General features: G+C 50.2%; 6 protein-coding genes. 4 read left to right on the top strand and 2 right to left on the bottom strand.

Features of this window, described 5'->3' with window-relative positions; translation table 11 throughout:
• The 4 genes from IM295_RS23060 to baeR all read left to right on the top strand — a co-directional run.
• The coding region (locus tag IM295_RS23060) for an efflux RND transporter permease subunit (RefSeq protein WP_226859432.1) at window positions 1-868 on the top strand (868 nt) is incomplete at its 5' end.
• Entirely contained in the window at window positions 869-2,284 is a 1,416-nt protein-coding gene (locus tag IM295_RS06355) for an MFS transporter (RefSeq protein WP_182035143.1), read from the top strand.
• Window positions 2,281-3,684 carry a two-component system sensor histidine kinase BaeS gene (gene baeS, locus IM295_RS06350; RefSeq protein ID WP_182035145.1) on the top strand — a complete coding sequence of 468 codons (1,404 nt, stop codon included), beginning with the start codon at window positions 2,281-2,283 and terminating at the stop codon, window positions 3,682-3,684. The genes IM295_RS06355 and baeS overlap by 4 nt, the downstream gene beginning before the upstream one ends.
• The gene (gene baeR / locus IM295_RS06345; protein ID WP_047363139.1) at window positions 3,681-4,403 is read left to right on the top strand and encodes a two-component system response regulator BaeR; all 723 of its coding nucleotides are present in this window, start codon (window positions 3,681-3,683) and stop codon (window positions 4,401-4,403) included. The genes baeS and baeR overlap by 4 nt, the downstream gene beginning before the upstream one ends.
• Before the next feature lie 156 nt (window positions 4,404-4,559).
• Here baeR and IM295_RS06340 read toward each other — a convergent pair whose 3' ends face one another.
• The gene (locus IM295_RS06340) at window positions 4,560-6,788 is read right to left on the bottom strand and encodes a UvrD-helicase domain-containing protein (RefSeq protein ID WP_193066408.1); all 2,229 of its coding nucleotides are present in this window, start codon (window positions 6,786-6,788) and stop codon (window positions 4,560-4,562) included.
• Window positions 6,781-7,212: hypothetical protein (locus IM295_RS06335; protein ID WP_193066407.1), on the bottom strand; the 432-nt coding region annotated here is incomplete at its 5' end. The genes IM295_RS06335 and IM295_RS06340, both read right to left, overlap by 8 nt.

Below are 7,212 nucleotides of genomic sequence, written 5' to 3'. Positions count from 1 at the left end.
CACCATCTACCAGCCGATGAACCAGTATAAGGTGGTGATGGAGGTCGATCCGCGCTACACCCAGGACATCAGCGCGCTGGACAAAATGTTTGTGATTAACAGCGACGGCAAGGCGATTCCGCTCTCGTACTTTGCCAGCTGGCGGCCAGCCAACGCGCCGCTGTCGGTGAACCATCAGGGGCTGTCGGCGGCGTCGACCATCTCCTTTAACCTGCCCGCCGGTTCGTCGCTTTCCGAGGCCAGCGACGCGATCAACCGCGCGATGACGCAGCTTGGCGTGCCGTCCACCGTGCGCGGCAGCTTTGCCGGGACCGCGCAGGTGTTCCAGGAGACGATGAATTCGCAGGTGATTTTGATCCTGGCGGCCATTGCCACGGTCTATATTGTGCTGGGCGTACTGTATGAGAGCTACGTTCATCCGCTGACAATCCTCTCGACGCTGCCGTCGGCGGGCGTGGGAGCGCTGCTGGCGCTGGAGCTGTTTGGCGCGCCATTCAGCCTGATCGCGCTTATCGGGATTATGCTGCTGATCGGCATCGTGAAGAAAAACGCCATCATGATGGTGGACTTTGCGCTGGACGCCCAGCGCAACGGCAACCTCTCGCCGGAAGAGGCGATTTTCCAGGCCTGCCTGCTGCGTTTTCGTCCGATCATGATGACCACCCTGGCGGCGCTGTTTGGCGCGCTGCCGCTGGTTATCTCAGGCGGCGACGGCTCAGAGCTGCGCCAGCCGCTGGGGATCACCATCGTCGGCGGCCTGGTGATGAGCCAACTGCTGACGCTGTACACCACGCCGGTGGTCTATCTGTTCTTCGACCGCCTGCGGCTGCGCTTTTCGCGTAAAAACAGAGAAACGGTAAACGGGTAAATGACTGAGCTTCCCAGCAACGTTCGCTGGCAATTGTGGATAGTCGCCTTCGGCTTCTTTATGCAGTCGCTGGATACGACCATCGTCAACACCGCCCTCCCCTCCATGGCGAAAAGCCTGGGGGAGAGCCCGCTGCATATGCACATGGTGATTGTCTCCTACGTGCTGACGGTGGCCGTGATGCTGCCTGCCAGCGGCTGGCTGGCGGACAAAGTGGGCGTGCGGAATATCTTCTTTACCGCCATCGTGCTGTTTACCGCTGGCTCGCTGTTCTGCGCTCAGGCCAACACCCTCGACCAGCTGGTGACGGCGCGCGTGCTGCAGGGCGTCGGCGGGGCGATGATGGTGCCCGTCGGGCGGTTAACGGTGATGAAGATTGTGCCGCGCGAGCAATATATGGCGGCGATGACCTTCGTCACCCTGCCCGGCCAGGTGGGGCCGCTGCTGGGCCCGGCGCTGGGCGGGATGCTGGTGGAGTACGCCTCCTGGCACTGGATCTTCTTGATCAATCTGCCGGTGGGGATCATCGGCGCCATCGCCACCCTGACGCTGATGCCGAACTACAAAATGCAGACCCGACGCTTTGATTTCTTCGGCTTTATTCTGCTGGCGGCGGGCATGGCCACGCTCACCCTGGCGCTCGACGGGCAAAAGGGGCTGGGGATCTCCGCCCTGACGCTCGGGGTGCTGGTGGTTATCGGCATCACCGCCATTCTGTGGTATCTGTGGCATGCTCGCGGGAATGACCAGGCGCTGTTCAGCCTGAACTTATTTAAAAATCCCACCTACCGCCTTGGCCTGTTCGGCAGCTTCGCCGGACGTATCGGCAGCGGCATGCTGCCGTTTATGACGCCCGTGTTTCTGCAAATTGGCATGGGGTTTTCGCCGTTTCACGCGGGCCTGATGATGATCCCGATGGTGCTCGGCAGCATGGGGATGAAGCGCATCGTGGTGCAGGTGGTGAACCGCTTTGGCTACCGTCACGTGCTGGTGGCCGCCACGCTGGGGCTGTCGCTGGTCAGCCTGCTGTTTATGACCGTGGCGCTGATGGGCTGGTACTACGTCCTGCCGCTGGTGCTGTTCTGTCAGGGGATCGTCAACTCCATGCGCTTCTCATCGATGAATACCCTGACGCTGAAAGACCTGCCGGACGATCTGGCGAGCAGCGGCAACAGCCTGCTGTCGATGATCATGCAGCTCTCCATGAGCGTGGGCGTGACTATCGCGGGGTTACTGCTCGGCATGTACGGCCAGCACCACCTCAGCGTCGACACGCCGGTGGCGCATCAGGTCTTTTTGTATACCTATCTCAGCATGGCGGTGATTATCGCCCTGCCCGCTTTCATCTTCGCCCGCGTGCCGGATGATACCAGCAAGAACGTCGTGATTAGGCGCGGCAAAAGGAGTGGCTCATGAAATTCTGGCGTCCGGGTATTACCGGCAAGCTTTTTGTGGCGATTTTTGCCACCTGTATCGTCCTGCTGATCACTATGCACTGGGCGGTGCGGATCAGCTTTGAGCGCGGTTTTATTGATTACATTAAGCATGGCAATGAACAGCGTTTACAGGGCTTAAGCGATGCGCTGAGTGAACAGTACGCCCAGCACGGCAACTGGCGTTTTCTGCGCAACAATGACCGCTTTATTTTCCAGATCCTGCGCTCGCTGGAGCACGATGCCGGCGACGATCGGCCTGGCCCGGGCATGCCGCCGCACGGCTGGCGCACCCAGTTCTGGGTAATCGATCAGGATATGCGCACGCTGGTGGGCCCGCGCGCGCCGATACCGCCGGACGGCACCCGCCGGGCGATTAAGGTGAATAACGCGACCGTCGGCTGGGTTATCGCCTCACCGGTGGAGCGCCTGACGCGCAACACCGATATCAATTTTGACCGCCAGCAGCGCCGGACCAGCTGGCTGATCGTCGCTCTCTCCACCCTGCTCGCCGCGCTCGCCACCTTCCCGCTGGCGCGCGGTCTGCTCGCGCCGGTGAAACGGCTGGTGGAAGGCACGCACAAGCTGGCCGCCGGGGATTTCACCACCCGCGTCGACACCCGCAGCCAGGACGAACTGGGCAAGCTGGCGCAGGACTTTAACCAACTCGCCAGCACGCTGGAGAAAAACCAGCAGATGCGCCGCGACTTTATGGCCGATATTTCCCACGAGTTGCGCACCCCGCTGGCGGTGCTGCGCGGCGAGCTGGAGGCGATTCAGGACGGCGTACGCCAGTTTACCCCCGAATCGGTGGCCTCCCTGCAGGCGGAGGTGGGCACGCTCACCAAGCTGGTGGACGATCTCCACCAGCTTTCCATGTCCGACGAAGGCGCACTGGCCTACCAGAAGGCGCCCGTCGATGTGATTAACGTGCTCGAAGTTACCAGCGGCGCCTTCCGGGAACGCTTTGCCAGCCGCAACCTGAAAATCGACCTCTCCCTGCCGGACAGCGCGGTGGTATTTGGCGACAAAGACCGGCTGATGCAGCTGTTTAACAACCTGCTGGAGAACAGCCTGCGCTACACCGACAGCGGCGGCGGGCTGCATATCTCCGGCAAACAGGAAAACGGACGCTTCGCCCTCACCTTCGCGGATTCCGCCCCCGGCGTGCAGGACGCGCAGCTGGAAAAATTGTTCGAGCGCTTTTACCGCACCGAAGGCTCCCGCAACCGCGCCAGCGGCGGTTCCGGCCTGGGGCTGGCGATTTGCGTTAACATCGTCGAGGCGCATAATGGCACCATTCGCGCCGCCCATTCGCCTTTTGGCGGGGTTAGCATTACAGTAGAGTTACCTCTGGAACGGGATTTATCGAGAGAAGTATGACCGAGTTACCGATTGACGAAAACACGCCGCGCATTTTGATCGTCGAAGACGAACCCAAGCTGGGACAGCTGCTGATCGACTATTTACGCGCGGCCAGCTATGCCCCGTCACTGATCAGCCACGGCGACCAGGTGCTGCCGTACGTGCGCCAGACCCCGCCGGATCTGATCCTGCTGGATTTAATGCTGCCTGGCGTTGATGGCCTGACCCTGTGCCGGGAGATTCGTCGCTTCTCCGACGTGCCTATTGTCATGGTCACCGCCAAAATTGAAGAGATTGACCGCCTGCTGGGGCTTGAAATCGGCGCGGACGACTACATCTGCAAGCCCTACAGTCCGCGTGAAGTGGTGGCCCGCGTGAAAACCATTCTGCGCCGCTGCAGGCCGCAGCGCGAGCTTCAGATGCTGGACGCCGAAAGCCCGCTGATTGTGGATGAGAGCCGCTTCCAGGCGAGCTGGCGCAGCAAGCTGCTGGACCTCACCCCTGCGGAGTTCCGCCTGCTGAAAACCCTCTCCCACGAGCCGGGAAAAGTCTTCTCCCGCGAACAGCTGCTGAACCACCTGTACGACGATTACCGCGTGGTGACCGATCGCACCATCGACAGCCACATCAAAAACCTGCGCCGCAAGCTGGAGGCGCTGGACGCCGAGCAGTCATTTATTCGCGCGGTGTATGGCGTGGGGTATCGCTGGGAAGCGGATGCGTGCAGGATTGCGTAATGAGGAAACACAATCCAACTATGGGCAGTAATTGACTGGGCAACAATAATAAGCTGCCCAGCCATTAAAAACACCAAATCTAAAATAATAAGCCAAAATCACATCAAAACAATGTTATTAACTATATCTTTATCCTAATTTATTACACTTTTTACGCTAACGATTGATTTTTAACGTTCCATTATCTATGGCGCTTTTTAAAATCGGTGAAAAGCCTCTCCTTTCATTTGATGTTGCAATAATCAAAGACTCTTTCGCTCTACTCGCCCCAAGGTATATCTGTGACACGAACCTTCTATGAACTCCGCTATGAGTAATATCATCAGGTAGTTCATTTTTATCAACGTGTATTAAGTACACTGTGTCAAACTGCATTCCAGCAACATATTCTGGCATGCTAAATATGCATTTACCTTTAAATTTAACTGTTCTCATCATTTCATCCCTAGATGTCAGAGGTTCATACAATCTGTTAATCCTACCAACATTCAAGTACTTAGAAAATATTTTATCATTTACACATAAAATAGCGACTTTCTTATTCTTGTCTTTTCTGGCTTTTCGCGATGCATCATTAAAGACATTATCAATCAGATCAATATCATTATCATAAATATTTAGAGAAGGTATATCGCCGCATTGGTTTTCGGTATCTAGTTTAAGTTTGTTCCACTCAGAGGATAAATCAAGAGCAGGAAACGCACCATCAAGATCAGTCAAAAAAGCTGCTATTTCTGGCGTATATCGAAAGACTTTTGTTAATTCAACCAATTCTGAAGCACCAACCCCTGTGGATTTAAAAATATTGGCAATTGTTTCATTTCTGATCGTATTTAAAAATATATCATTAGTCGATTGTTTAACATCATAGGCCATAAATAATGGGTATCGCCCATTTTCATGCCTAGTTCGACATAAATCATTGAAGAGCATGCGTTCTGGTTTTGTAAAATAATGCAACTCATCGACAAAAATTGCATCATAACCTTCATTTTCACATATCCGATTCCAAATGTGTGATCTAAGATAATTACTCAAATCAGCAATCATTTGATCCATACTAAGAGCATTGAGCTCCTTTAGTTTATCCCGATATGCATTATGGAGTTCTAATAAGAATATTCTATCTTCTGTGCTTGTTAAAACCATTTGCCAACTTTCACGACTGCCGGTCAAATAATCCTTTGACTTTTCCGACCCTAAATATATATTTTCGGCATCAAGTATACAGGCAAACTCATTTAATATTTCGACAGTTAGAAAATGTCGTCTACTTTCATTACATATGTAATCTTGAAAAGATGATGAGCATTTATTTATTTTAGTAGTTCTAAATCTTAAATTTTTTATTTTTTCTTCAAGTAGCTCTGCCATTATCGAATATTGTAGTTCACGCCCCTCTTTTCCGTCAGTAGAAATAGGATAAATATCTTTTTGATTATAATTCAAAATGTCCTGTGCAAGATCATATAAAGAACATATTTTAAGATTAACGTTCCTGAGTTGAGACATTTTATTTTCTTTATCCATAGACATAATCATACTATTAACCAGTTGGCTAGTAGCATGGCTATGCGTCAGGAACAATAGTCGTTTGCTTTCACCTTTGCTTTCAAAGTTATTACTATCTTTGAGGATCTTAATTACCATTGCTAAAGTCTTACCAGTACCTGCCGCACCTTTTAGTCGTACCGGGTTATTATAATCTTTATCAACAAAACTTCTTTGTTCAGATGTTAATTTGTTATCATACCATTGTTGATATGAATAATTATAATATAGACTATCCTCTAATTGTTGTGTTAGTTCTATACCAAAAGTTTCTGTTTCACTCTGCTCTGATTCTATACTAAAACTAGACAATTGAATCGCGGATTCAACTTCACTTATCGCATCGATAAAGCTCTCATCCTCAACAAGTTCATTAGGATCTCTTGGTAATTTATCTGTTGCATTATATAGATATAAGTTTTTCGTATCAAAAGGGTTAGTATTAAAATACAGTCTTAATGAATCATCAGAATTACGTTGTGTTGCAAAAAATGATGTTATATTTCCTTCAATATATCCCCCCCAATGCCTACCAGGGACGCTAGATTTATTAAAATGTCTTACAGCAAATGACAAACACCGTTCAAATGCATATATAAGTTCCTTTCCTTTTAGCCCCCAAAAGCCATCGAGTGAACCTGTATTCACTATTAAGTATTTACTATCTTTTTTTGCTTGTTTTGACAAAATATAAAATTTGTTATTATATTTTAGCGAACATAGTTTATCACAATATAGTGAAGGGATTGAAAAAGTGTCAAACCATTCCTCATTAATTATAGCCCTTTCTAAGAGGTTAACACTACCTTCGTCGAGAACAATAACCTTATTCATCTATTTCCCCTTTTATTTTATCCATTAATAGTATAATTGATTCATCTCTGTCACTTTCATAATTACCCGGCATACCTATACGTGAAAATAGTGTTGCGAAATTTTGCGACACACTGTATCTCAAATAATCACTAAACCTACCAATCCGAACAAGGCTAGCCATATCCGAAGAATTAGATAGACGCGCATCAATTTCATGCTTGTAAACATTACTTTTATGTACCGGACGAATCATCCTTAGTTTAACGACGCCACATTCATCAAATAGGGAGTCAATCATGGGTACAATGAAAAACTCTTCTTTTGGATTATTAATCGCTTCTTTAATCTCACCAATAATATTTTTATCACTTGCACCTCTTATTTTCTTTATCTTTATAAAGTTAGAAATATTTTCCTTATCTCGAGTGAGTTTATCAATTTT

Origin of the sequence: Enterobacter cloacae complex sp. P14RS, from assembly GCF_014895895.1 — a bacterium.
Taxonomy (GTDB): Bacteria; Pseudomonadota; Gammaproteobacteria; order Enterobacterales; family Enterobacteriaceae; genus Enterobacter; species Enterobacter bugandensis.
This window is presented reverse-complemented; position numbering and strand designations above follow the sequence as displayed.

What these genes read in the sequence shown, in the direction of transcription:
- IM295_RS06355 (WP_182035143.1), top strand. Translation starts at nt 869, where the DNA reads ATGACTGAGCTTCCCAGCAACGTTCGCTGGCAATTGTGGATAGTCGCC.
- baeS (WP_182035145.1), top strand. Translation starts at nt 2,281, where the DNA reads ATGAAATTCTGGCGTCCGGGTATTACCGGCAAGCTTTTTGTGGCGATT.
- baeR (WP_047363139.1), top strand. Translation starts at nt 3,681, where the DNA reads ATGACCGAGTTACCGATTGACGAAAACACGCCGCGCATTTTGATCGTC.
- IM295_RS06340 (WP_193066408.1), bottom strand. Translation starts at nt 6,788, where the DNA reads ATGAATAAGGTTATTGTTCTCGACGAAGGTAGTGTTAACCTCTTAGAA.